The 23,479-nt window shown below is 75.0% G+C and carries 22 protein-coding genes; 14 read left to right on the top strand and 8 right to left on the bottom strand.

Annotation, left to right across the window (positions count from 1 at the left end; genetic code table 11):
- Positions 1-70: 70 nt before the first annotated feature.
- The gene (locus ACW69E_RS11630) at positions 71-1,036 is read left to right on the top strand and encodes a helix-turn-helix transcriptional regulator (RefSeq protein WP_457498096.1); all 966 of its coding nucleotides are present in this window, start codon (positions 71-73) and stop codon (positions 1,034-1,036) included.
- Here ACW69E_RS11630 and ACW69E_RS11625 read toward each other — a convergent pair.
- Positions 1,027-1,971, bottom strand: a complete 945-nt coding sequence (locus ACW69E_RS11625) for an SDR family oxidoreductase (RefSeq protein WP_457498095.1) — start codon at positions 1,969-1,971, stop codon at positions 1,027-1,029. The genes ACW69E_RS11630 and ACW69E_RS11625 overlap by 10 nt on opposite strands.
- 206 nt (positions 1,972-2,177) lie before the next feature.
- Here ACW69E_RS11625 and ACW69E_RS11620 point away from each other — a divergent pair, with 206 nt between their 5' ends.
- Positions 2,178-2,705 carry a DUF4240 domain-containing protein gene (locus tag ACW69E_RS11620; protein ID WP_457498150.1) on the top strand — a complete coding sequence of 176 codons (528 nt, stop codon included), beginning with the start codon at positions 2,178-2,180 and terminating at the stop codon, positions 2,703-2,705.
- A 49-nt stretch (positions 2,706-2,754) separates the two neighbouring features.
- Here the strand turns inward: ACW69E_RS11620 and ACW69E_RS11615 are convergent, their stop codons facing one another.
- Positions 2,755-3,297, bottom strand: coding sequence for an N-acetyltransferase family protein (locus tag ACW69E_RS11615; RefSeq protein WP_457498094.1), 543 nt, complete (start codon positions 3,295-3,297; stop codon positions 2,755-2,757).
- 42 nt (positions 3,298-3,339) lie between these two features.
- Here ACW69E_RS11615 and ACW69E_RS11610 point away from each other — a divergent pair, with 42 nt between their 5' ends.
- Positions 3,340-4,239, top strand: coding sequence for a TIGR01777 family oxidoreductase (locus tag ACW69E_RS11610; protein ID WP_457498149.1), 900 nt, complete (start codon positions 3,340-3,342; stop codon positions 4,237-4,239).
- Between the two features lie 272 nt (positions 4,240-4,511).
- Positions 4,512-5,933: an FAD-dependent oxidoreductase gene (locus ACW69E_RS11605; RefSeq protein ID WP_457498093.1), complete on the top strand. Its 1,422-nt coding sequence runs from the start codon at positions 4,512-4,514 to the stop codon at positions 5,931-5,933.
- 106 nt (positions 5,934-6,039) lie between these two features.
- On the opposite strand, the gene ACW69E_RS11600 is transcribed toward ACW69E_RS11605, so the two are convergent.
- The gene (locus tag ACW69E_RS11600; protein WP_457498092.1) at positions 6,040-7,533 is read right to left on the bottom strand and encodes a regulator; all 1,494 of its coding nucleotides are present in this window, start codon (positions 7,531-7,533) and stop codon (positions 6,040-6,042) included.
- Between the two features lie 312 nt (positions 7,534-7,845).
- Between ACW69E_RS11600 and lipB the strand changes: the two genes are divergently transcribed.
- The 3 genes from lipB (at position 7,846) to ACW69E_RS11585 (ending at position 10,501) form a co-directional block, all read left to right on the top strand.
- Positions 7,846-8,634, top strand: a complete 789-nt coding sequence (lipB, locus tag ACW69E_RS11595) for a lipoyl(octanoyl) transferase LipB (RefSeq protein WP_457498091.1) — start codon at positions 7,846-7,848, stop codon at positions 8,632-8,634.
- Positions 8,635-8,708: 74 nt separating this feature from the next.
- Positions 8,709-9,647, top strand: coding sequence for a lipoyl synthase (gene lipA, locus ACW69E_RS11590; RefSeq protein ID WP_279948188.1), 939 nt, complete (start codon positions 8,709-8,711; stop codon positions 9,645-9,647).
- Positions 9,648-9,811: 164 nt separating this feature from the next.
- Complete coding sequence (locus tag ACW69E_RS11585; RefSeq protein ID WP_457498090.1) at positions 9,812-10,501, top strand: DUF4191 domain-containing protein; 690 nt, start codon at positions 9,812-9,814, stop codon at positions 10,499-10,501.
- A gap of 116 nt (positions 10,502-10,617) precedes the next feature.
- Here ACW69E_RS11585 and ACW69E_RS11580 read toward each other — a convergent pair whose 3' ends face one another.
- The gene (locus ACW69E_RS11580) at positions 10,618-11,085 is read right to left on the bottom strand and encodes an RDD family protein (RefSeq protein WP_457498089.1); all 468 of its coding nucleotides are present in this window, start codon (positions 11,083-11,085) and stop codon (positions 10,618-10,620) included.
- A gap of 282 nt (positions 11,086-11,367) precedes the next feature.
- Here ACW69E_RS11580 and glnA point away from each other — a divergent pair, with 282 nt between their 5' ends.
- Entirely contained in the window at positions 11,368-12,777 is a 1,410-nt protein-coding gene (gene glnA, locus ACW69E_RS11575) for a type I glutamate--ammonia ligase (RefSeq protein WP_457498088.1), read from the top strand.
- 164 nt (positions 12,778-12,941) lie between these two features.
- Positions 12,942-13,187: a DUF6011 domain-containing protein gene (locus tag ACW69E_RS11570; RefSeq protein WP_457498087.1), complete on the top strand. Its 246-nt coding sequence runs from the start codon at positions 12,942-12,944 to the stop codon at positions 13,185-13,187.
- A 92-nt stretch (positions 13,188-13,279) separates the two neighbouring features.
- On the opposite strand, the gene ACW69E_RS11565 is transcribed toward ACW69E_RS11570, so the two are convergent.
- Together ACW69E_RS11565 and ACW69E_RS11560 are read right to left on the bottom strand one after the other, a co-directional pair.
- Positions 13,280-14,641: an SGNH/GDSL hydrolase family protein gene (locus ACW69E_RS11565; RefSeq protein WP_457498086.1), complete on the bottom strand. Its 1,362-nt coding sequence runs from the start codon at positions 14,639-14,641 to the stop codon at positions 13,280-13,282.
- 98 nt (positions 14,642-14,739) lie between these two features.
- Entirely contained in the window at positions 14,740-15,498 is a 759-nt protein-coding gene (locus tag ACW69E_RS11560; RefSeq protein ID WP_457498085.1) for a polysaccharide deacetylase family protein, read from the bottom strand.
- Between the two features lie 428 nt (positions 15,499-15,926).
- Here ACW69E_RS11560 and ACW69E_RS11555 point away from each other — a divergent pair, with 428 nt between their 5' ends.
- On the top strand, positions 15,927-16,919 hold the full coding sequence (locus tag ACW69E_RS11555; RefSeq protein ID WP_457498084.1) for an alpha/beta hydrolase: 993 nt from the start codon (positions 15,927-15,929) through the stop codon (positions 16,917-16,919).
- Positions 16,920-16,923: 4 nt separating this feature from the next.
- On the opposite strand, the gene ACW69E_RS11550 is transcribed toward ACW69E_RS11555, so the two are convergent.
- Positions 16,924-18,231, bottom strand: coding sequence for a PucR family transcriptional regulator (locus ACW69E_RS11550; RefSeq protein WP_457498083.1), 1,308 nt, complete (start codon positions 18,229-18,231; stop codon positions 16,924-16,926).
- Between the two features lie 27 nt (positions 18,232-18,258).
- Here ACW69E_RS11550 and ACW69E_RS11545 point away from each other — a divergent pair, with 27 nt between their 5' ends.
- A complete protein-coding gene (locus ACW69E_RS11545) occupies positions 18,259-19,593 on the top strand; it encodes an extracellular catalytic domain type 1 short-chain-length polyhydroxyalkanoate depolymerase (RefSeq protein ID WP_457498082.1) in 1,335 nt (444 codons plus the stop codon).
- Positions 19,594-19,698: 105 nt separating this feature from the next.
- Here the strand turns inward: ACW69E_RS11545 and ACW69E_RS11540 are convergent, their stop codons facing one another.
- Positions 19,699-20,442, bottom strand: coding sequence for a polysaccharide deacetylase family protein (locus tag ACW69E_RS11540; protein ID WP_457498081.1), 744 nt, complete (start codon positions 20,440-20,442; stop codon positions 19,699-19,701).
- Between the two features lie 435 nt (positions 20,443-20,877).
- On the opposite strand from ACW69E_RS11540, the gene ACW69E_RS11535 reads away from it, so the two are divergent.
- The 3 genes from ACW69E_RS11535 (at position 20,878) to ACW69E_RS11525 (ending at position 23,433) form a co-directional block, all read left to right on the top strand.
- Positions 20,878-21,279, top strand: a complete 402-nt coding sequence (locus tag ACW69E_RS11535) for an ArsR/SmtB family transcription factor (protein WP_457498148.1) — start codon at positions 20,878-20,880, stop codon at positions 21,277-21,279.
- Positions 21,280-21,356: 77 nt separating this feature from the next.
- Positions 21,357-23,015, top strand: a complete 1,659-nt coding sequence (locus ACW69E_RS11530; protein ID WP_457498147.1) for a SulP family inorganic anion transporter — start codon at positions 21,357-21,359, stop codon at positions 23,013-23,015.
- A 58-nt stretch (positions 23,016-23,073) separates the two neighbouring features.
- Positions 23,074-23,433 (top strand): arsenate reductase family protein, encoded by a 360-nt coding sequence (locus tag ACW69E_RS11525; protein WP_457498080.1) that lies wholly within the window; start codon positions 23,074-23,076, stop codon positions 23,431-23,433.
- The last annotated feature ends 46 nt before the right edge of the window (positions 23,434-23,479 follow it).

Below are 23,479 nucleotides of genomic sequence, written 5' to 3'. Positions count from 1 at the left end.
TGTCCCTATGGGTTGACAGCACGTTAACAGCGCCCGCCGCGCCGCGCGCCCCGGCGTGGATGATGGGCGCATGCGTGCTGCCAGGCTGATCGAGATGGTGCTGCTGCTCCAGACGCGGCGGTCGATGACCGCCGCCGAACTGGCCGAGCGGCTGGAGGTCTCCGAGCGGACCGTCGCCCGCGACGCGCTGGCCCTGTCGGAGGCGGGGATCCCCGTCTACGCCGACCGGGGGCGGACCGGCGGCTACCGGCTGGTCGGCGGCTACCGCACCCGGCTGACGGGCCTGGGGCGCGACGAGGCGGAGGCCCTGTTCCTGTCCGGGGTGCCCTCCGCACTGCGGGAGATGGGCCTGGCGGACGCGGCCTCGGCCGCCCGGCTGAAGGTGGCCGCGGCCCTCACCCCCGAGCTGGCGGACGCCCCGCGCAGCGCGGCGCAGCGGTTCCACCTGGACGCCCCGGGATGGTGGCAGCCGACCGAGACGCCGAAAGCGCTGCCGGCGCTGGCCGAGGCCGTGTGGGACGACCGGCCGGTCGCCGCGCGCTACCGCCGCCGGGACGGCTCCCCGGCGCGGCGGACGCTGGAGCCGTACGGCCTGGTGCTCAAGGCCGGCGTGTGGTACCTCGTCGCCCGCGCCGACGGGGATCCGCGCGTCTACCGGGTGGACCGCTTCGACTCCGTCACCCCCCTCGACGGCCGGTTCGGGCGGGAGGCGGACTTCGACCTGGCCGGTTTCTGGGAGGAACGGGCCGCGGCCTTCGCCCGCTCGATTCTGCGCGAGACCGTCGTGGTGCGGCTGACGGAAGCCGGGAGGCGTGTGCTGCGGCACGCCGCCGACCGGGCGGCTGCCGAGGACGCGCTGGCGCGGGGGGAGACCGACGGGGAGGGGCTGACCACTATCACCCTGCCCGTGGAGTCCCTGGACGTCGCCTACGAACAGCTGCTCGTCCTCGGCCCCGAGTGCGAGGTGCTCGGCCCGCCCGCGCTGCGCGAGCGCATGGCACGGGCGGCCGAGCACATGGCCGGGCTCTACCGGTAGTCCTCGGGGCTCGCCTCCTTCCCGCCGTGGACGACCTCGATGAAGTACCGCCAGCCGTCCGGCCGCGAGCCGTCGGTGTCGGTGAAGCCGTACTCGATGGCGAGCTGCCCGCTGGACAGGGACTGCCCGTTCCAGCGGGCCGCGTCCGGGTCGCACGCCAGGGCCGCCACCGCCCGGCCGACGTAGGCGGGCGACTCGGCGATGGCGAAGTGCGGTTCCCGGACGAGAGCGTCGCGCCAGTTCTCCTCGCTCACCCCGAAGATGTCGAGCATCTCCTCCGAGCGCAGGAAGCCCGGGGAGAGGCAGACCGCCGTGCAGCCGTACTCCCTCAGCTCCTCGGCCAGGCCGAAGGCCGCCCGGATGGGTGCGTTCTTCGCCAGGTCGAAGAAGAGGTTGCCGCGGTACCTGGGGCCGTTGTACTCGGCGGTGCCGTCGGTGACCTCCACCACCAGCCCGCCCGGCCGCCGGGTCAGCAGGGGCAGGGCGAAGTGGCTGGTGACCAGGTGGGTCTCCACTCCCAGCCGCAGCATCCGCAGCCCCTTGTCCAGCTCGACCTCCCACACCTTCGTGTCGAAGTCGAGCAGGTGGTTGCCGCCCCAGACGTCGTTGACCAGGACGTCCAGGCGCCCGTGCTCGCGGTCGATCCGCTCCACCAGGGCGCGGACCTCCTCCGGATCCAGGTGATCGACCACCGCCGCGATGCCGGTGCCCCCGGCCGCCGTGACCAGTTCGGCGGTCTCCTCGATCGTCTCGGTGGGGCGGCCCACCTCGCTGACGTGCCCGCGTGTGGTGCGGCCGGTGGCGTACACCGTCGCGCCCGCCCGGCCCAGCTCCACGGCCATGGCCCGGCCCGCGCCCCTGGTGGCCCCCGCCACCAGGGCTACCTTGCCCTCCAGGCTCTTCCCCGACGCCGCTGACACCGCTGCCGTTTTCACGTGTTCGTCCTTCCGTGTGTCCTCAGGCGCCGCCCGGCCGTCATCTGTACCCGTACCTGCCCGGCGCCTTGTGCGCACCGGGCACGCTGCCACCGATACCGGACATCTCCTGTCGGGTTTTCCCGCCCGGCCCGGGCCGGGCGGCGCGCCGGCGGGCGGCCCCGCGTGCGGGCGGCGCCGGCAGGGCGGATCCTTGTCCCGTGACGATGCACGAGACGGAGTTCTGGGAGCTGGTCGACGACACCCGCGAGGCCGCCGGGGGCGACCCGGCCGACCACGCCGAACTGCTGGTGGACCGGCTGACGCGGCTCGACCCGGACACCGTCGTGGACTTCGCCCGCCACTTCGAGGCCCGGGTGAACCGGGCCTGGCGCCGGGACCTGTGGGGAGCGGCCCGGGTGCTGCTGGGCGGAGCGGACGAGGACGCCTTCGACTCCTTCCGCTGCTGGCTGGTCGGCCGGGGCAGGAAGGTGTTCGAGGGCGCGCTGCACGACCCGGACTCACTCGCCGGCCTGCTGGAGGACTTCGACCCGGAGGTGGACGGCGAGGGCGAGGACATCGGCGCCGCCGCGGACGAGGCCTACGAGCGGCTCACCGGTCTGGAGCTGCCCGATCTCGGCCTGTCCGACCCGCCCCCGGAGCCGGAGGGCCCACCGCCCGGTTCAGGGGACGACCGGGCGCTGGCCGCGGCCTTCCCCCGGCTGTGGGAGCGGTTCGGGCCGCCTGAGGGGTGACCCGGGCCGGCGGGCGGCCCGGGGTCGCGGGCCCGGCGGATCGGGAGGATCAGCCGGAGGCCAGCGAGCGCCCCATCAGCACGTCGTCCGCGTACCCGCTCTCCAGCAGGAACTCCCCCGGCAGCACGCCCTCCACCGCGAAGCCCTCCGAGGCGTACAGCGCCCGCGCGGGCGCGTTGTGGCCCAGCACCCGCAGGGTGATCCGCGAGGCGCCCTGCCGCCTCGCCTCGGCCATCGCCGCGCGCAGCAACGCCCTGCCCACACCCCGGCCGCGCGCCGCGCCGTCCACCGCCAGCCCCTGGATCTGACGGACGTGGCCGTTGCTCTCGAGCGGGGTGGGCCGCGCCAGCTTGACGTAGCCCACCGGCCTGCCCTCCAGTTCGGCGACGAGGAACTGGAGGGGCCTGTTGCCGTCGTGGAAGAACGGGCCGTACGGCGGCCGCGGCCTCGGGGTGACCGCGTGCGCCGGCGACCAGGTGCGCCGGTCCAGCTCTCCGAGGGCCTCGCCGTCCCCCTCGGCGGCGGGACGTACCAGGAGGCGCGGGGAGGCCGGGGACGCGGAAGGGACCGGGGACGCCGGGGACGCGGACATGCCGGTCACTGTGCCTCGCCATCGGACCGGCTGTCCATCAGGATTGCCCCCATGCGTATCGCGGTCACCGGCTCCTCCGGCCTCATCGGCCGGGCTCTTGTGGACTCCCTGCACGCCGACGGGCACGAGGTGCTGCGCCTGGTGCGGCGTCCGGCACGGACGGGCGAGGAGGTGGAGTGGGATCCCGGGCGGCAGTACGTGGACGCTGCCGGGCTGGTGGGCTGCGAGGCGGTGGTGCATCTGGCCGGCGCCGGCGTCGGCGACCACCGCTGGACCGAGGCGTACAAGCGGGAGATCCGCGACAGCCGGGTCCTGGGGACGGCCGCCGTCGCCGAGGCCGTGGCCTCGCTCGACACCCCGCCGCGCACCCTGGTGGTCGGCACCGCCGTCGGCTACTACGGCGACACCGGCGACCGCGCCGTGGACGAGGACGCGCCACCCGGTCACGGCTTCCTCGCCGAGGTCTGCCAGGAGTGGGAGGAGGCCGCCGCGCCGGCCGAGGAGGCGGGGATCCGCACCGTGTACGCCCGTACCGGGCTGGTGGTCTCCCGCACCGGAGGGGCGTGGGGGCGGCTGTTCCCGGTCTTCAGGGCAGGGCTGGGCGGTCCGCTGGGCAGCGGCCGGCAGTACTGGAGCCACATCGCGCTGCACGACCACATCGCCGCGCTGCGGCATCTGCTGGATACCGGGGAGCTGTCCGGGCCGGTGAACCTGACCGCGCCCGAACCGGTCACCCAGCGGGAGGTGGCCGCCGCGATGGGCCGGGTGCTGCACCGCCCGGCCGTACTGCCGGTGCCCGCGTTCGCGCTCCGCGCGGTGCTGGGCGAGTTCTCCACGGATGTGCTCGGCAGCCAGCGGGTGCTGCCCCGGCGGCTGCTGGAGTCCGGCTTCGTCTTCGCCTTCCCCGGTATCGAGGACGCCGTCCGGGCGGCGCTGCGCTGATCTCGCGCCCGCGCCTGCGTCCACGGGACGCTTCCGCCGGGCCGTACGGGCGGTCGGCGGCGGGCGAGTGCGGCACGAGCCGGGCCCGAGCGGTGTGCGACCGCCGTACACCCGTGCGCGACCGGTGTGCGACCGTGCCCGGTGCGTGCGCGACTGTCCGTGATCGCGCGCTTCCCTAGGGTCGGCTTGAAAGCGTGCGTCGAACGCGCCTTCGGAGGGCAGGAACCACCCGGACGTCCGTTCGCGCCGCAGCGTCGACCACGGGAGGGCCCATGCCCGGCAGCGCACTCCGTCCCAGCCCCGGCCGAGGCCGGGAGACCACCGACGTCGTCGTCGTCGGCGCGGGCCTGGCCGGCCTGGCCGCCGCGCACCATCTGACCGGCGCCGGGCTGCACGTCACCGTGCTGGAGGCCACGGGCGCCGTCGGAGGCCGGATGGCCACCGAGGAGATCGACGGCTACCGGCTGGACCGCGGCGGCCGGCCGCTGTCGTCCGGCTGGTCGGAACTGCGCCGCTGCCCCGGTCTGGCCGGGCTCGACCTGCGCCCCTTCGCCTCCGGGGTGCTGATCCGCAGCGGCGGCCGCGCACTGCGCGTCGGCGCGCCCCGCGCCACCAGGGCGGCCCGCGGCCCCCGCACCGCCCACATTCCCCGGCAGCCCCGCGGCTCGCGGGGCGCACGCGCCGCGGTGAGTGCCCTGGCCGCCGCCCGGCGCCCCCCGGGCGGCGCCCTCGGCACCACCCTGGGCACCACCCTGGACCAGGCCCGGCTGCGCGCACAGCTCGCCCGGTTCGCCTCGACCTCCGCCGAGCGCCTGACCGCCCGCCCGGAGCTGTCCGCCGCCCAGGCCCTGGCCGTCCGCGCCCTGCCGCCCCGGGCGGCCGACGGCCTGCTGCGCCCCCTGCTCGGCGCGCTGCTGTGCGACCCGGAGCTGACGACCTCCAGCCGGATCGGCGATCTGGCGCTGCGCGACTTCGCCCGCGGCGGGCTGTGCCTGCCCGCGGGCGGCGCGGCCTCGGTGCCCCGGGCCCTGGCGGACGGGCTGCCGCCGGGCACCGTCCGCACCGGGGTGCGTGTGCTGTCCGTGGCCGCCAACGCCGTGGTCACGCGCGACCACGGCACGATCCGCTGCCGCGCGGTGCTCATCGCCACCGGGGCCCGCGACGCGGCCGAGCTGCTGCCGGGCCTGCGGGTGCCGGACTTCCGCCCGGTGACCGTGCTGCACCACGCGGTGGACGGCCCTGCGCCGACGGACGAGCCGCTGCTCGTCCTCGACGCCGACCGGCGCGGCCCGGTGGCGTACACCGCCGTCGCCAGCGCCGTGGACCCCTCGCGCGCCCGGCCGGGGCGCGCGCTGGTCACCTCCGTGGTGCTGGGCCCCGCCGCGTCCGAGCCGGCCGCCGCGCTGGACCGGGCCGCGCGCGCCCAGCTCGCCGGACTGTACGGCGTCCCGACCGGCCGCTGGGAGCTGCTGGCCGTGCACCACGACCCGCTGGCCGTGCCCGCCACCCCCGCGCCGCACGACCCGCGGCGCCCGGTCCGGGTGCTGTACGGCCTGTACGTCTGCGGCGACCACCGCGACACCGCCGACGCCCAGGGCGCGCTGCGCTCGGCACGCCGCGCCGCGGACGCCGTCCGCCGTGACTTCGGCATCCGGCCGCGTGAGCTGGGCCCACTCCTGCCCGCCGCGGCCTGAGGGGACCGGGGACGGCGGGGGCAGGAGCCGGGTCCGGACTTGACCGTGCCGCCGCGTGGCGGCGCGGCGGCACGGTCGGCCTGCGGGCGGCGGAGGGCTCCAGGAGTCAGACCAGGGCGGCGACCCGCTCGCGGTAGGTGCGCACCGGTGTGGCGTCCCGGTACGGCTCCAGGCGGCGCTCGAAGTCCTTGACGTACTCGTGCGCCCGCACCGACCGCATCTCCACCGCCTGCTGCGCCGACTCCGCGGCCAGGGCGCACGCCTGCTCCACGTCGCCCAGCCCCAGCCGGGCCGTGGCCAGCACCATCCGGCAGAACAGCCGGCTGCGCACAAAACCCGGGCCCCGCAGCTGCAGGGAGCGCTCGGCGTGCTGGGCCGCCGCCCGGTACTGCTGGAGGTCCCGGTGGCAGTGCCCGAACTCGTCGGCGAGCTGCGCCTCGTCGAAGAACCGCGCCCAGTGCGGCACCTCGTCGCCCGCCCGCGCCTGCTCCAGCGCCCGCTCGGCGCGGGCCAGCGACGCCGTGCACGCCCGTACCTCCCCCAGCACCCCGTGCCCGCGCGCCTCCACGGCGTGCAGCAGCGCCTGGACGACCGGCGGCACCGAGGAGCCGACGCCCTGCTGGGCGACCCGCGCGAGCTGCACCGCCTCGCGGCCGTGCCCGAGGTACACCGCCTGCCTGCTCATCGTCACCAGCACATAGCTGCCGTACGCCCGGTCCCCGGCGGCCTGGGCCAGCCGCAGTGCCTGGACGAAGTAGCGCTGCGCCAGCCCGTGCGCGGCGATGTCGTACGCCGTCCAGCCCGCCAGGCGGGTCAGGTCGGCCACCGCGGCGAACAGCCGGCGCCCGGTCTGCTCCCCGTAGGAGCCGCGCAGCATCGGCTCGGCCTCGTGCTCCAGGTAGCGCACCAGCGCCTGCCGGGCGTGGCCGCCGCCGTAGGCGTGGTCGAGGGCGCGGAACAGCTCGCCGACCGAGCGCAGGGCGGCGACGTCCCCGGCGGTGACCCGCTGCCCCGGGCCCCGCTCCACCCGTTCGATCCGGGCCGCCTGCCCCACCCGGGGCGGCGGTACGGCCGCCGGCGACAGGGGCCCGCGGCCCTGGGCGGGCACCCGCGCGCCCTCCGGCGCGGGCTCGCCGCGCGCCACGCGCTCGTCGGGGCGGCCGATCAGCCAGTCCCGGCTGGGCACCACCAGCCCGGCCGGGGTGAAGGCGATCTTGCGCAGCTCGGCGTGGTTGCCGGTGTCCTTGCGCCACAGGCCGCCGACGATGTCCACCGCCTCGCCCGGTGTGGCCGCGAACTCCAGCCCGGCGTAGACCGGGGCGCACGCGTCCAGTCCCAGGTCCTGGGCGGTGAGCCTGCGGCCCAGGCGGCGGGTGAAGACCTCGGCGATCAGCGCCGGCGTCGTGCCGCGCGGCTGCTGTCCGCGCAGCCAGCGCGTCACCGAGGTCTTGTCGTACCGGAGGTCCAGTCCGTGCTCCAGCCCGAGCTGGTCGACCCGCCGGGCGAGCCCGGCGTTGGAGAACCCGGCCTCGGCGATGAGCGCGGCGAGCTGGCGGTTGGGGGTGCGCTGGGAGGATTTCCCAGGTCGTTCCGTCGACATCGGCTTTGCGGTCTCCTGCCTCACGGCTTGGGGTACGACAGACGCCGGGGCGCCCTGCTGGAACGGCGCGAATGTAGCCTTCCCCTCCGCCCCTCCGGGGGTCTGAGCGCGGGTTTCATCCATACGTGTGAGTGGGTGCGGGAGGCGGAACCGTTCGGCGACCCTGCGTCGCGTCCCCTTCACCGGTCCGTCACCGGGCGGCCGCCGGCCGCCACCGGCCCGCCGCCGCCCGGCCCCGGAGCCGTACAGTTGGCTGCCGGGACGCGCGACGAGGTGTGCCGCGACCCTGGGACGACCGGAGGAGGAGCCGCCGTGAGCGAGCTGCGCTTTGTCCATCTGGGCTTCGGCGAGGACGCCGTGGAGTATCTGGAGGCGTGGCGCAGGCAGCGCGAGGTCCACTCGGCCCGCTTCGCCGACGAGATCCCCGACACCTGCCTGCTGCTGGAGCACCGGCCGGTGTACACGGCCGGCCGGCGCACCGAGGACAGCGAGCGCCCCCTGGACGGCACCCCCGTGGTGGACGTGGACCGCGGCGGCAAGATCACCTGGCACGGCCCGGGCCAGCTCGTCGGCTACCCGATCCTGAAGCTGCCCCGCCCGGTGGACGTCGTCGCCCATGTGCGGCGGCTGGAGGAGGCGCTGATCCGCACCTGCGCGGAGTTCGGCCTGGCCACCACCCGGGTCGAGGGACGCAGCGGGGTGTGGGTGCTGGGCGAGGCCGGGAAGCGGTCGGAGGGGACCGCGCCGGGCGGTCTGGAGCTGGACTTCGATCCCGGTCTCCACGACGACGAGTACGACCCGAGGCTGCGCGGGCCCGAGTACGCGCCCTCCAACGCCGGCCAGCGCGGCGACGACCGCAAGCTCGCCGCCATCGGGATCCGGGTGGCCAAGGGCGTGACCATGCACGGCTTCGCGCTGAACTGCGACTCGGACAACACCGGGTACGACCGCATCGTGCCGTGCGGCATCCGGGACGCCGGGGTCACCTCGCTCACCCAGGAGCTGGGCAGACCGGTGACCGTCGCCGAGGTGCTGCCCGTGGTGGAGAAGCATCTGCGCGCGGTGCTGGAGTCCACGGAACCGCTGCCCCGCGCCGTCTGACCCGAACAAGCCAAGGCGTACCCTGGTGTGCGCCGAAGATTCAAAGGCCACCAACACAAAGGGGAGTGCCGGACGTGTCCGCTGTCGCACCCGACGGTAGGAAGCTGCTGCGCCTGGAGGTCCGGAACAGCCAGACCCCCATCGAGCGCAAGCCCGAGTGGATCAAGACCCGGGCGAAGATGGGCCCCGAGTACAACGCACTGCAGTCCCTGGTCAAGCGCGAGGGCCTGCACACGGTGTGCCAGGAGGCCGGCTGTCCCAACATCTTCGAGTGCTGGGAGGACCGCGAGGCCACCTTCCTCATCGGAGGCGAGCAGTGCACCCGGCGCTGCGACTTCTGCCAGATCGACACCGGCAAGCCCGCCGAGTTCGACCGCGACGAGCCGCGCCGGGTGGCCGAGTCCGTCCAGCAGATGGAGCTGCGCTACGCCACGATCACCGGCGTCGCGCGCGACGACCTGCCCGACGGCGGCGCCTGGCTGTACGCCGAGACCGTCCGCCAGATCCACGCCCTGATGCCGGACACCGGCGTCGAGCTGCTGATCCCGGACTTCAACGCGGTGCCCGAGCAGCTCGCCGAGGTCTTCTCCTCGCGCCCGGAGGTACTGGCGCACAACGTCGAGACGGTCCCGCGGATCTTCAAGCGCATCCGTCCCGCCTTCCGTTACGAGCGGTCGCTGGAGGTGATCACCCGGGCCCGCGCGGAGGGGCTGGTCACCAAGTCCAACCTGATCCTGGGGATGGGCGAGACCCGCGAGGAGGTCAGCCAGGCCCTGCGCGACCTGCACGAGGCCGGCTGCGAGCTGATCACCATCACCCAGTACCTGCGCCCCTCGCCGCGGCACCACCCGGTGGAGCGCTGGGTCAAGCCCCAGGAGTTCGTGGAGCTGAAGGACGAGGCGGACGAGATCGGCTTCGCCGGTGTCATGTCCGGCCCGCTGGTCCGCTCCTCCTACCGTGCCGGGCGCCTGTACCGGCAGGCGGTCGAGCGCCGGGGCGCCACCGCGGCCTGACGACCGCCGCCCGGTGCCAGGCCGGCCGCCGGTGCGGCACCGGCGGCCGGCCTGGCACCGGGCGGCGGTCCTTAGGGGGCCGCCGCCGGGCGCGGGCGGGAGGGCCGCGGCGGTCCCGGAGGCCGCGGCGCCCCGGCGCGGGCGGGCGACGTAGACTTCGCTGTATGGCGAGGAAGGAAACATCCGAGAATCCGGGGCGGCTCAAGCAGATCGCCCTGACGTACAAGATGACGCGGCGCGTCGACAAGTCGATCGGCTTCGTCCTCGCGGGCGTGGGGCTCGTCACCTTCGGTGTTCTCCTCGCGATCGGCTTCTGGGTCGGCCACCCCGTCTACCTGGGCATCCTGGGCTTCCTGCTGGCCTTCCTCGCGATGGCGATCATCTTCGGCCGCCGGGCCGAGCGGGCGGCGTTCAGCCAGATGGAGGGCCAGCCGGGCGCGGCGGCCGCCGTCCTGGACAACATCGGCCGCGGCTGGACGGTCACCCCGGCCGTCGCCATGAACCGGCAGCAGGACGTCGTCCACCGGGCCGTGGGCAAGGCGGGCATCGTGCTCGTCGGCGAGGGGAACCCGAACCGGGTGCGCTCCCTGATCGCCTCCGAGAAGAAGCGCATGGCGCGCATCGTCAGCGGCGTCCCGGTCCATGACGTGATCGTGGGCACCGGCGAGGGCCAGACGGAGCTGAAGAAGCTCCGCACCAAGCTGCTGAAGTTCCCCCGGGTGCTCCAGGGTCCGCAGGTGACGGAGACCAACGACCGGCTGCGGGCCATGGGCGACCTGATGAACAACCTGCCGATGCCCAAGGGGCCGATGCCCCGCGGCATGCGGATGCCGAAGGGCCCGACCCGCCGCTGAGGCGCGTGTGCCCGGTACGCCGGGCGGAACGGATGTGGGCGGGGCCCGGAACTCCTCGGAGTTCCGGGCCCCGCCCACATCCGTTCGGCGTCCGTCGCGGAGCTTCGGCTCCTGGCTCAGACACGCACCTGCACGGCGCCGGAGAGCCGGTCGTGCAGGCCGCGCGAGTCGCGGTCCCACACCAGCGCCGGCACGGCGAGCACCAGCAGCGCCGTGCGCACCACCGCGCGGGGCAGTGTCAGCCGCCCGCCGCGCGCGGAGACCACCCGCAGGCCCAGCAGCCGCTTGCCCGGGGTGAAGCCGACCGTGCCGACGGTGAGGACGCCGAGCACCGCGAAGACCAGCAGGGCCCAGTTCCCCGCCGAGCCGAGGTCGCCGCCCGTGAGCAGACCGTATGCGATCAGCACGCACAGGCCCCAGTCGATGAAGATCGCGCCGAACCGGCGGCCCAGCGGGGCGATCGACCCCGGACCGTCCTGGGGCAGCCCCAGCCTCTCGCCCCGGTAGCCGAAGTCCGCGCCCATCTGCTCGGCCGCGGCCCTGGGGCCGGAGAGCCAGGATCCGATTGCTTGCCTGTTGTCCACCCGTCAACGGTAGCGCGCGGCCTTCCCGGGTACCCGGCCGGGCCGCGGGGGCCGCATACGGCCGCGAGGGCGGCGCCGGGGACGGCGGCGGAGGGCACGGAGCGGCACCGGGAGGGCACCGGGAGCGACCGTCCGCACACTCGTCCGGTTAACATCACCGAAACAAATGGGTCATGCTTGAGAAATCCCGCAAATCTAAGGTCGGGCGACAGCAGGACATCGCACTGGACTGCCACTCGAGCTGCCACCCCGTCCCCTCGCGGCGGGACTAGGAGGACTTGGATGTTCCAGAACGCCGACGAGGCAAAGAAGTACATCGCGGACAACGACGTGAAGTTCGTCGACGTCCGCTTCTGCGACCTGCCGGGCATCATGCAGCACTTCACGATCCCGGCCTCGACGTTCGACCCGTCCGAGATGCAGGCCTTCGACGGGTCCTCGATCCGCGGCTTCCAGGCGATCCACGAGTCCGACATGGCGCTGCTGCCGGACCTGTCCACCGCCCGCCTGGACCCGTTCCGCCGCGACAAGACGCTCAACATCAACTTCTTCATCCACGACCCGATCACCGGCGAGCAGTACAGCCGGGACCCGCGCAACGTGGCGAAGAAGGCCGAGGCGTACCTCGCCTCCTCCGGCATCGCGGACACCGCCTACTTCGGGCCCGAGGCCGAGTTCTACGTCTTCGACAGCGTCCGCTTCCAGACCAGTGCGAACGAGTCCTTCTACCACATCGACTCCGAGGCCGGCGCCTGGAACACCGGTGCGCTGGAGGACAACCGCGGCTACAAGGTCCGCTACAAGGGCGGCTACTTCCCGACCCCGCCGGTCGACCACTTCGCCGACCTGCGCGCCGAGATGTCGCTGGAGCTGGACCGGGTGGGCCTGAAGGTCGAGCGCCAGCACCACGAGGTCGGCACCGCCGGCCAGGCGGAGATCAACTACAGGTTCAACACGCTGCTGGCGGCCGCCGACGACCTGATGCTGTTCAAGTACATCATCAAGAACGTCGCCTGGCGCAACGGCAAGACCGCCACCTTCATGCCCAAGCCGATCTTCGGCGACAACGGCTCGGGCATGCACGTCCACCAGTCGCTGTGGTCCGGCGGCGAGCCGCTGTTCTACGACGAGCAGGGCTACGCGGGCCTGTCGGACACCGCCCGCTACTACATCGGCGGCATCCTCAGGCACGCCCCGTCGCTGCTGGCCTTCACCAACCCGACGGTGAACTCCTACCACCGCCTGGTGCCCGGCTTCGAGGCCCCGGTGAACCTGGTGTACTCGCAGCGCAACCGCTCCGCCGCGATGCGCATCCCGATCACCGGCTCCAACCCCAAGGCCAAGCGCGTGGAGTTCCGCGCCCCGGACCCGTCCTCCAACCCGTACCTGGCCTTCTCGGCCCTGCTGCTGGCCGGTCTGGACGGCGTCAAGAACAAGATCGAGCCGGCCGAGCCGATCGACAAGGACCTCTACGAGCTGGCTCCGGAGGAGCACGCGAACGTCCCGCAGGTGCCGACCTCCCTGCCGGCCGTCCTGGAGGCCCTGGAGGCGGACAACGAGTACCTGCAGGCCGGCGGCGTCTTCACCGCCGACCTGATCGAGACCTGGATCGACTACAAGCGCACCAACGAGATCGCCCCGATCCAGCTCCGCCCGCACCCGCACGAGTTCGAGATGTACTTCGACCTCTGAGAACTCTGGCCGGCGCCGGGGAACGCCGCTCCCCGGCGCTCCCCGGCGCTTCGGACGGCCGACGGGCCGCGGACCGCACGACCACACGGCGTGCGGTCCGCGGCCCGTCCGCGTCCCCGGGAGCCGCTCTCGCGCGCCGGCGCGGGGCCTGGTAGACCGGTGGAGTGAGCGCTGGTCCCGAACCCGAGTCCGTACCCGGCCCCGGAGCCGAACCGCTTCCCGGCAGCCCGGAGCCGCCCGGGGAGGGCGGCCGGCCGCGCGTGACGTGCCGGATGTGCGGGCGGCCGCTGCGCGACCGGCAGGCGCGGCTGTGGGGCCTGGGCGTGGAGTGCCGGGAGAAGCTGGCGGTGCGCACCGCTCCTGTGCCCGGCCGCTGGGAGGTCGCGCAGGAGGCGCTGCCGGGGTTGTGAGGCACGCCGGGCGCGGGCCCCCGGACATGGCGCGGCGCCCGTGCTCCCCTCCGGCACGGGCGCCGCGCGGTACGGGGCGCCGCGGGGCGCGGTCAGCGCAGCAGGCGGAGGGGGACGGCGTTCGCCATCGCCTCCGCCCCGGCGTCGCTGGGGTGGAGGTGGTCGCCGCTGTCGTAGCGCGGCAGCAGGCGCTCGGGGTCGGCGGGGTCGCGCAGGGCCCGGTCGAAGTCGATCACCCCGTCGTACTCGCCGCTGGTGCGGATCCAGTGGTTGACGGCCTGGCGGGCGGCCTCGGTCTCGGCGCTGTGGAAGCCGAAGGCGTCGCCCTTGAACGGCAGGATGGTGCCGCCGTGGATCTTCAGCCCCCGCTGGTGGGCGCGGGCGATGAGCTGGCGGTGGCCGTCGATGACGTCCCGGGCGGTGACCTTCTCCGAGGGCGGGGCGGTGCCGGCGGCCGGGTGGCCGAGGTCGTTGACGCCCAGCAGGACGACGACGTGCTCGGCGCCGGGCTGGGCGGCCACGTCGCGGTCGAAGCGGCGCAGGGCGCTCTGGCCGAAGTAGGCCGCGTAGCCCTCGGCGCCGGATCCGGCCGGGGGGTTGGGGTCGTGCAGCAGGCGGTTGCCGCTGACGCCCTGGTTGAGCACGCCCTGCGGGAGGGGTCCGCGGGCCTCGGCCAGGCGCCGGGCGAGGAAGTCGGGCCAGCGGTGGTTGGCGTTCGCCTCGGTGTCGGAGCCGTCGGTGATGGAGTCGCCGAGGGCGACGACGGCCGAGGCCCTCCCCGCTCCCCCGGAGCGGTCGGCGCTCACGCTCACGCCGGTCAGGAAGTACCAGCGGTCGATGGTGGCGGTCGGTGTGATGTCCGCGTGCCCGGTGACGTTGCCGGAGGCGACGTGGTTGTGCTGGAAGGCGAACGCGTGGACCGTCGAGCCCGGGGTGCGCTCGGGCAGGTGGATGCTCACCACCAGGTCGGAGCCCGCCGGCACCCGCAGGGAGACCGGGTCGCTGAGCACGGGCGCGCCGGCGGGGACGGTCACCGAGGCGCGCCCGCCGAAGGTGAGCGCGCGGTCGGTGCGCCTGTCGACGGCGGTGGAGCCGCCGCCCCCCGCGCGGTGGGCGATGCGGGCCTCGCCGATGACCAGGGGCCGGTCGCCGAACTCGTTGGACAGCCGGACGCGCACCCTGTCGCCGCCGATGCTGGTGCGAACACTCTGGCGGATGGTCTGGTCCTCGAACACGGTGGTGTCCGAGGCGGGGACGGCCGTGGGGGTGGTGGACCAGGTGCCCACCCAGGCGCGGCCGGCGTGCTTGCCGGGCGCCGGGGAGGCGCCCGGCGCGGCGGGCGTGGCCGGCGCCGTGCCCAGGAGCAGGGCTCCGGCGAGCAGGGCGACGACGTAGCCGCCCGCCCGTCCCGCGCGGTTGCGGAGGAAGGCGAACCGCGCCTTGTTCGGTCTCATGCGGGTCTCCCGGTGGTGGCTTCGGAGGCGGGTCGGGCCGGGTCGGCCGGCCGGGCTGGACGGGCCGGTCGGGCTGATCGGGCCGGTCATGGGCGGTCTCAGCCGCGGCGGGCGGGCCTGTCGAAGCGCCAGCCCTCGGCCCTGAGCCGGGGGATGGCCCGGTCCACGGCCTCGACGGTCGCGCCGCGGTCGCCGCCGCCGTCGTGCAGCAGTACCACGGCCCCGGGCGTGACGCCCTCGGTGATGCGGCGGGCGAACTCGTCGGCGCTGTGCGGCTCCCAGTCTCCGATCACCAGCCGCCAGCCCAGCGGCTGCATCCCCATCGAGGCCGCCACCTGCGGCGTCTGACCCCAACTGCCGTACGGGGCACGGAAGTAGGGGATCCGTGCGCCCGGAGCGGCGCGGCGGATCGCGGCGTTGGTCCGTGCCAGGTCCGCCCGGATGTCCTCGGGGGACCAGGTGGCCATGTCGTCGTGGTGCATGGTGTGGTTGCACAGCGTGTGGCCGCCGGCGACGATCTTCCGGACCAGTTCGGGGTGCTTGTCGACGTGGTCGCCCCACAGGCAGAAGACCGCCTTGACGTGGTGCTTGCGCAGCACCTCCAGCAGGCGCGGGGTGTCGGCGGGATTGGGGCCGTCGTCGAAGGTGAGGGCGAGGGTCCGGCCGCCGTGGCGGGTGGTCTCGACGACGGTGTCGTTCGCCTGGCGGGCCTGGGCGGGGCCCGCCGCGGCCAGGACGCCCAGGCACATGCCGCAGGAGAGCAGCAGGGGCATCGCCAGACGGCGCAGCCCGCGGGCGCGCCGGGGGCGCGCCGCTTCGCCGGTCGGTTCCGGGGAGGGTGTGGCGGTCGTGGTCAAGGCTGGTCCCTTTCTGGCGCTTCCGCCCGTCCCCGGGCCTCCGCCCGCGGCCGGGCGACGGGCCCGTGCGGTGCGGTTCCGTGATTTCCGCGATTCCGCGATTCCGCGAATCGCGGATTCCGGAAAATTACCGGTCGAGCGGGGAGACCATAGGGAGACCCCGCGCCGGCGTCAAGCACGGCCCGGCTCCCGTGACGAGGAGGTGTTCTCGCTGGTCGGAACGGGTTCCGGCGCCCTCGCCGGACCGATCCGCCGCCCGGCGGCCGGAAGAACGCGGGGCGGATCGGGGGAGAAACGCACGGGTGTCGGGCCAGGGCGGCCGTACTCCCGACACCTGTCTGATGACCTGGGAGGAAGCCCGTGACACCGTCTCATCACGACACCGGCGCACGCCCCACCGTGCCCGGGCCGGCGATCGGAGGACGCAGATGAGCCCGCGCCACCGGTTCGACCCCGAGCTGGCCGCGGCGCTCCCGCTGATCCCCGAGGTGGAGCTGCTCGACCTCGACGCGGCCCGGGCCTCGCAGGCCGCGCAGGTGGCCGCGGCGGTGGCGGCGGCCGACACCTCCGGAGTGGACGTCGGGGAGACACACGTGCCCGGACCGGCCGGTGCGCCCGGGGTGCGGCTGCGGCTGTACCGGCCGCACGGCGCCCGCGGCCCGCTGCCCGCGGTGTACGCCGTCCACGGCGGCGGCTTCATGCTGGGCTCGCCGGAGGTCGACCACGACTGGAACCTGCTGCTGTGCCGGCGGCTCGGAGCCCTGGTGGCCTCGGTCGACTACCGGCTGGCGCCCGAGCACCCCTTCCCCGCGCCCCTGGAGGACTGCTACGCCGGGCTGTGCGGGCTGGTGGGGCGCGCCGGGGAGCTGGGGGTGGCGCCCGAGCGGATCGCTCTGTGGGGCGACAGCGCCGGGGCGGGGCTCGCCGCCGGGCTGGCCCTGCTCGCCCGCGACCGGGGCGGTCCGGCCGTCCGCTTCCAGCACCTGTGCTCCCCCGCGCTCGACGACCGGCTCTCCACCCCCAGCGCGCGGCGGTTCACCGACACGCCCGTGTGGAACCGGCGCAACGCCGCGATCAGCTGGGACGCGTACCTGGGGCACGGGGTGCGGGGCACCGCCGGCGTCTCCCCCTACGCCGCCCCCGCCCGCGCCGGGGTGATAGGGCTGGCGGGCCTGCCTCCCGCGTACGTGTCGGTGATGGAGTTCGACCCGCTGCGGGACGAGGGCATCGACTACGCCCGCGCCCTGCTGGCCGCCGGGGTGCCCGCCGAACTGCACCTGATCCCCGGCACCTTCCACGGCGCGTGGGCGGTGGAGCACGCCGCCGTCATCCGCCGGGCGACGGCCGAGGCCGTCGAGGTGCTGCGCGGGGCGCTGGGCGGCCCCGGGCCGGTGGAGCCGGTCGGGCCGGTGAGGGAGTGAGCGCTCAGCCGTCCCCGTTACCGGCCAGCCGCAGGGCGTACAGCGCGAGCTGGGCGCGGAAGCGGTCCTGCGGATCGCGCAGCCGCCAGCCCGTCTCCTTCTCCACATGGGCCAGGCGCGCGGCCACCGAGCTGTGGTGCAGGTGCAGTTCGGCGGCGGCCTGCCGCAGTGATCCGGTGCTGCAGAACGCGGCCAGGGCCGCCAGCAGTTCACCGCCCGGCCGGACCTGCCCGGTGGCGGAGCCGCCGTGCTCGCCGTGCGCCGGGTCCCCCAGCCGCCCCAGCCGCCGTACGTCCGCCTGGGCGCGCAGCCGCTCCACCGGGATGTCGGCCAGCAGTGCGAGGGGGCCGAGTTCGTCGTGGTCGGCCACCGCCTCCCGCGGGGCGCCCGCCACCGCGAACCGCAGGGCCGCCCGGGCCTGTGCCCAGGAGGTGTGGGCGTCCAGCGGGTCGGCGCCGGACCCGATCCCGACGCGCGTGCCCGGGGCCGGCCCGCGGGCCGTGCTCCGGTCGCGGGCGCGTTCGCGCATCGCCGCCCGCAGCTCGGCGGCCGGCGATGCGGCGCCGGTGCCGTCCGGGGCGGATCCGGGGACCCCTCGCCCGCCGAACGTGCCCTCCCCGCCGAAGGCTTCCTCCCCGCCGAAGGCGTCCTCCCCGCCGAGCGCACCGCCCCGGCGCTGCACCAGCACCGCTCCCAGCGAGCCGACCCGCGCCACCCGTACGGTGCCCCGCAGCGCGCCGCGCCCCAGCAGCGCGACGGCCTCGACCCCGGCGTCCGTCCCCGCGCCCGCTCCCGTATCCGCTCCCCTGTCCACCGCCACCGCGATCACCCGCAGCGGCGTCCCCGGCTCCAGGCCCAGCAGCCGCAGGGCGCGGGCGCGGTCCTCGACGGCCTCCCGGCCGGACAGCACCAGTTCGACCAGCGCCGGGTCGGCGGCCCGGGGGGTGCGGGCCGGGCGGGGACGGCCGGCCAGCACGCGGGCGGCGATGGCCATCCACTCCAGCACCAGTTCGTCGAACGGCCCCGGCACGCCGGGACGTTCCAGCCACACGCGGCCGGCCGGCTCCAGGTCCACCCGGCCGGAGACGCGTCCGGGCGCACCCGTCAGGGCGGCGCCGTCCGGGGCGAACCGCACCGTGCGGCCGTCGGGCAGTTCCAGCCCCGCGGCGCACCCGGCCAGCCCCGCCGTGGACCGCGTCAGGGTCACCGGGTCCAGCGCACCGCCGAGCAGCGCCTCGAAGTGGGCGATCACGCGTACGGCGGTGGCGGCGTCCGCGTCCAGCGCGGACAGCCGCAGCAGCAGTCCCTTCACGTTCCGCAGTCTAGGAAGGAGACGGAGATGACCGACAGATCCGTGCGCACGGCGGCGCGGAGATCCGGAGGGCGCCCGGCCGGATCGCGCCTGACGGCGCTGCTGGGAGGTGTGCTGCCCATGTTGACGGCCCTCCTCCTGACCCTCGCCGCACCCCCGGCCTCCGCCGCCTCGCTGACCGAGGTGACGAACTTCGGCGGCAACCCCAGCAACCTGCGCATGCACCTGTACGTGCCCGACACCGTCCAGGAGCGTCCGCCGGTGCTGGTGGCGGTGCACTACTGCACCGGCTCCGGCCCGGCGTTCCACTCCGGCACCGAGTTCGCCTCGCTGGCCGACCGGTACGGGTTCGTCGTGGTCTACCCGTCGGCGACCCGCAGCGGCAACTGCTTCGACGTCTCCTCCCCGCAGGCGCTGCGGCGCGACGGGGGCAGCGACCCGGTGGGCATCCGCTCGATGGTGGGCTACGTACAGCAGCGTCTGAACGCCGACCCGGACCGGATCTACGTCACCGGCGCCTCCTCGGGGGCGATGATGACCAACGTCCTGGTGGGCAACTACCCGGACGTGTTCAAGGCGGGCGCGGCCTTCGCGGGCGTGCCGCACTCCTGCTTCGCCACCACCGACGGCTCGGGCTGGAACAGCGCCTGCGCGAACGGCACCGTGGACAGGACGCCGCGGCAGTGGGGGGACCTGGCGCGCGGCGCGTACCCCGGCTACAGCGGGCCGCGGCCCCGGATGCAGATCTGGCACGGCACCGAGGACAGCACCCTGCGCTACCCCAACTTCAACGAGCAGATCGAGCAGTGGACGGACGTCCACGGGGTGAGCCCGACGCCCGCGTACACCGACCGGCCGCAGCCGGACTGGGTCCGCACCCGCTACGGCGGCACCGGTGACCAGGCCCCGGTGGAGGCCATCAGCGTCCAGGGGATCGGGCACTCCCTGCCCGCCGGCGGCATGGCGGCCCGGGCCATCGCGTTCTTCGGCCTGGACGGCACCGGCTCCGGCCCGGACCCCGACCCGGAGCCTGAGCCGGAGCCGGGGGCCTGCCGGGTCGCCTACACCACCAACGCCTGGAACACCGGGCTGACCGCGTCCGTCACCGTCACCAACACCGGCAGCACGCCGCTGAACGGCTGGTCGCTCTCCTTCCGCCTGCCCGCGGGCCAGACCATCGTCGCCGGCTGGGGCGCGAGCTACAGCCCGGACAGCGGTGCGGTGACCGCCAGGCCCGCCTCGTACAACTCCACCCTGGCGGCCGGGGCCAGCGTGCAGATCGGCTTCCAGGCGAGCCACACCGGCGACACCGGCGAGCCCGCCTCCTTCACACTGGACGGCGCGGCCTGCACCGTCGTCTGACACACGGCACGACGGCACCGGCCCCGGCGGGAACTCCCGCCGGGGCCGGTGCGTCCGGGTGCGCGCGAGTGCGTCCGGGTGCGCGCGGACGTGTGCCGCCAGGGGTCAGCGGACGGCCGGCTGGTCGAACGTGTAGCCCTGTGCCTTCAGCTGCGGAATGGTCTGGTCGACGGCCGAGACGGTCTGGCCGCGGTCGCCGCCGCCGTCGTGCATCAGCATCACCGCCCCGGGCGTGACGCGCTGCATGATCCGGTTGACCAGTTCGCCCGTGCCCGGCGGCTGCCAGTCGCCGATGTCCGCCCGCCAGCCCAGCGGCTGCATCCCCATCGAGGCCGCCACCTGCGGGGACTGCCCCCAACTGCCGTACGGGGCACGGAAGTAGGTGATCTGCGCGCCGGGAGCGGCCTGGCGGATCACGTTGTTGACCTGTTCCAGGTTCTGGCGTATCTGCTGCTGGGACCAGCCGCCCATGTCCTGGTGGGCCATGGAGTGGTTGCACAGCCGGTGGCCGTCGGCCGCGATCCGGCTCACCAGGTACGGGTACTGCCGCACGTGGTCGCCCCACAGGCAGAAGGTCGCCTTGACGTTGTGCTTGCGCAGCACCTCCAGCAGGCGGGGGGTGTGGGTGGGGTCGGGGCCGTCGTCGAAGGTGAACGAGACGGTCCGGCCGCCGCTCTGGGTGTAGGTGATGACGGTACTGTCCACGGCCTGGACCGGCCCCGCCGTGGCCAGGGAGCTCATGCAGAGACCGGCCGCGAGCAGCAGGGGCGCCGCGAGGCGGCGCAGACGGCCCGGGCGGCGCGTGCGGTGCGCGGCGGCCTCCGTGGTGGCGCTCGTTGTCCTGGTCAACTCAGGTTCCTTCCTGGTGCGCGGCCGGGCCCGGCTCTCCTCGTCCGGGAGCGCTCGGGCCCGGCTCGCGGTGGGGGGTGGGAAACACGGGGGAGAGAAACCTTCCGGAATCTTTCCGGTAGAACGAGGAGAACATAGGAAACCCCCAACCGGCCGTCAAGCACCCGGAGTTACCCGGCTCCGAGCACGTTCCCGCAGGTCGGCGCAGGAAGAAGCCGCCCCTCCCGGCAGACGGGCGGCCCGAGAAACGGACGGCCGTCTGACCGGAGCCGTCCTCCCTCCGCCACTTGTCTGACGCCGCCTCCACCAACCGACAAGTTGCAGAATTATGCAATTCCATAGATGCTTCACAGTGCAAGTCCTCTGCCCGAGGACCCGAGGACACCCGTCGCGGCCCACCGGGCCGGGGCGAACGCCGAGGAGACCGAGGTTCCCGTGCCGGTTCCGCTGTACCAGGCCAAGGCCGAGTTCTTCCGGATGCTGGGGCATCCGGTCCGCATCCGCGTCCTGGAGCTGCTCCAGGACGGCCCGAAGCCGGTACGCGACCTGCTGGCCGCCATCGAGGTCGAGCCGCCCAACCTCTCGCAGCAGCTCGCGGTACTGCGCCGCTCGGGCATAGTCACCGCCACCCGCGAGGGCTCCACCGTGGTCTACGAGCTGGCCGGCGGGGATGTCGCGGAGCTGATGCGGGCCGCGCGCCGGATCCTGACCGAGATGCTCGCCGGGCAGAACGAACTCCTGGCGGAACTGCGGGACCCGCCCCGGGCCCCCTCCCCGGCCGTCCCCCCGGCCGCCTCGCCGACCGCCTCCGAAGCCGCCGGGGACGGCGCCGAGTGAGCACCGTCTCCGGCCAGGCCCGGCCGGCCCTGGCCGCATGCCGCTCCCTGCTGCCCACCCGCTCCGACCTCGCCGCCATGCGCGCCCATCCCCGGCAGGACCTCCTGGCGGGGCTGACGGTGGCCATCGTGGCGCTGCCGCTGGCCCTGGGCTTCGGCGTCTCCTCCGGACTCGGCGCCGAGGCCGGGCTGGCCACCGCCGTGGTCGCCGGCGCCCTGGCGGCCCTCTTCGGCGGCTCCAACCTCCAGGTCTCCGGGCCCACCGGCGCCATGACGGTCGTCCTCGTCCCGATCACCGCCGCGCACGGCCCCTCGGGCGTGCTGACCGTCGGCCTGCTGGCCGGACTGATGCTGGTGGCGCTCGCCCTGGCCCGCGCAGGCCGCTGGATGCGGTACGTGCCGGCGCCGGTCGTGGAGGGCTTCACCCTCGGCATCGCCTGTGTGATCGCCCTCCAGCAGGTGCCCGGCGCCCTGGGCGTGCCCGTTCCCGAGGGCGACCGGGTGGCGGCCGTCGCCTGGCGGGCGGCCGTGGAGTTCGCCCGGCAGCCGAACTGGACGGCCGTCGCGCTCTCACTGTCCGTGGCCGCCGTGATGCTGGCCGGCGCCCGGTGGCGGCCCACCGTCCCGTTCTCCGTCGTCGCGGTGGCCGCCGCGACCGCCGTGACCGAGGTGCTCCGCCTCGACGGCGCCGAGCCGATCGGCGATCTGCCGCCCGGCCTGCCCGCGCCCTCGCTGTCCTTCCTCGACCCGTCGGCGCTGTCCTCGCTGCTCGCCCCGGCGGTGGCCGTCGCCGCGCTGGCCGCCCTGGAGTCCCTGCTGTCCGCCTCCGTGGCCGACGGCATGACGGTGGGGCAGCGGCACGACCCGGACCGGGAGCTGTTCGGGCAGGGCCTGGCCAACATCGCCTCCCCGCTGTTCGGCGGGGTGCCCGCCACCGGCGCCATAGCCCGCACCGCCGTCAACGTACGCGGCGGCGCCCGCTCGCGGCTGGCGGCGCTGACGCACGCCGGTGCGCTCGCCGCCGTCGTCCTGGCCGCCGCCCCGCTGGTCTCGCGCATCCCGCTGGCCGCACTGGCCGGTGTGCTGCTGGCCACCGCCGTGCGCATGGTGGAGGTCGGATCGCTGCGGGCGATCACCCGCGCCACCCGCTCCGACGCGGCTGTCCTGATCCTGACCGCCGTGACGACCCTGGTGCTGGACCTGGTGTACGCGGTGATCGCCGGCCTGCTCGTCGCGGGCACCCTCGCCCTGCGGGCGGTGGCCCGGCAGGCCCGCCTGGACCAGGTGGACGTCACCGGCGACATCCCCGGCGGGCACGGCGACGAGGAACGCGCCCTGCTGGCCGAGCACATCGTCGCCTACCGCCTGGACGGTCCGCTGTTCTTCGCCGCCGCCCACCGCTTCCTGCTGGAGCTGTCGGAGGTGGCCGACGTGCGCGTGGTGATCCTGCGCATGTCGCGGGTGACGACGGTGGACGCCACCGGAGCCCTCGTGCTGAAGGACGCGATCGACAGACTGCACCGGCGCGGCATCACCGTGCTGGTCTCCGGGGTCCGCCCCGAGCAGCGCCGCGCCCTGGAGTCCGTCGGCGCGCTGGACGCCGTCGGCCCCGGGGACCGGGACTGGTCCAGCACCCCCGAGGCGATCCGCGGCGCCCGCGAGCACCTGTACGGGGCCGGGGTCCTGCCCGCCGCTCCCCCGCCTCCCACCGCGCCCGCGCGGGAGCCCTCGCGGTGAACGCCGCCGGCCGCCCGTGCCCCCCACCGCCCGCCGTACGGCCGCTACCGTGAGGCGCATGGAGATCTGGATCAATCCCGCCTGCTCGAAGTGCCGCAGCGCGGTGAGGCTGCTGGACGCCGAGGGCGCCGAGTACACCGTCCGCCGCTATCTGGAGGACCCGCCGACCGAGGACGAGCTGCGCGCCGTGCTGGGGCGGCTCGGCCTGGAGCCCTGGGACATCACGCGCACGCAGGAGGCCGAGGCCAAGGAGCTCGGCCTGAGGTCCTGGCCGAAGGAGCCCGCCGAGCGGGACCGCTGGATCGCCGCGCTGGCCGGGCACCCGCGGCTGATCCAGCGTCCGATCATCACCGCCGACGACGGCTCGGCGGTCGTGGGGCGCAGCGAGGAGGCCGTGCGCGACGCGCTCTCCCGTTAGCGCCCCCTGCCCGCCGAGTCGAGCCGAGCCGGGACCGGGCCGGGAC

The organism is Streptomyces sp. SS8, assembly GCF_054072955.1.
The sequence above is the reverse complement of the archived record's forward strand: the minus strand, read 5'-3'. Positions and strand labels throughout refer to the sequence as shown.